At 37.5% G+C, this 998-nt stretch carries 1 protein-coding gene; it reads left to right on the forward strand.

Going from position 1 to position 998, the window contains the following annotated elements; genetic code table 11:
• Window positions 1-998: elongation factor Tu (gene tuf, locus AAT22_RS01275; RefSeq protein WP_046999987.1), on the forward strand; the 998-nt coding region annotated here is incomplete at both ends.

Consider the following 998-nt stretch of genomic DNA (forward strand, 5'->3'; position numbering starts at 1 on the left):
TGCAATCTTAACAGTTTTAGCAAACAAGGGATTAGCAGAATCATTCAAATATGATGAAATCGATAAGGCTCCAGAAGAAAAAGAAAGAGGAATCACAATTAACACAGCTCACGTAGAGTACCAAACAGAAAACAGACACTATGCACACGTTGACTGTCCAGGACATGCTGACTATGTTAAGAACATGATCACAGGAGCTGCTCAAATGGATGGAGCAATATTAGTTTGTTCAGCTGCAGATGGTCCAATGCCACAAACAAGAGAACACATCCTACTAGCATCAAGAGTTGGAGTTGACTACATAGTTGTTTTCTTAAACAAAGCAGATATGGTAGATGATGAAGAATTATTAGAATTAGTTGAAATGGAAGTTAGAGAATTATTATCAGAATACAACTTCCCAGGAGATGATATTCCAGTAGTAAAGGGATCAGCTTTAGTAGCATTAGAAAACCCAACAGATGAAAAAGCAATCGCACCAATTCTTGAATTAATGGAAGCAGTAGATAGCTATATACCAACACCAGAAAGAGCAACAGATAAGCCATTCTTAATGCCAGTAGAAGATGTATTCACAATTACTGGTAGAGGAACAGTTGCAACTGGAAGAGTTGAAAGAGGAATTCTTCATGTAGGAGACGAAGTAGAAATCGTTGGATTAGCTGAAGAAAGCAGAAAAGTAGTAGTAACAGGAATAGAAATGTTCAGAAAGTTACTAGATGAAGCACAAGCTGGAGATAACGTAGGAGTTCTTTTAAGAGGAGTTCAAAGAACTGATATTGAAAGAGGTCAAGTTTTAGCAAAAGCAGGATCAGTTAAGCCACACAACAAGTTCGTAGGTCAAGTTTACGTACTTAAAAAAGAAGAAGGTGGAAGACATACACCATTCTTTGATGGATATAGACCACAATTCTATTTCAGAACAACAGACGTTACTGGTTCAATTAAGTTACCAGACGGAATGGAAATGGTTATGCCAGGAGACCACATTGACATGA

The sequence above is a fragment of the Clostridium sp. C8 genome, assembly GCF_001010885.1.
In the GTDB taxonomy this organism is placed as follows: domain Bacteria; phylum Bacillota; class Clostridia; order Clostridiales; family Clostridiaceae; genus Clostridium; species Clostridium sartagoforme.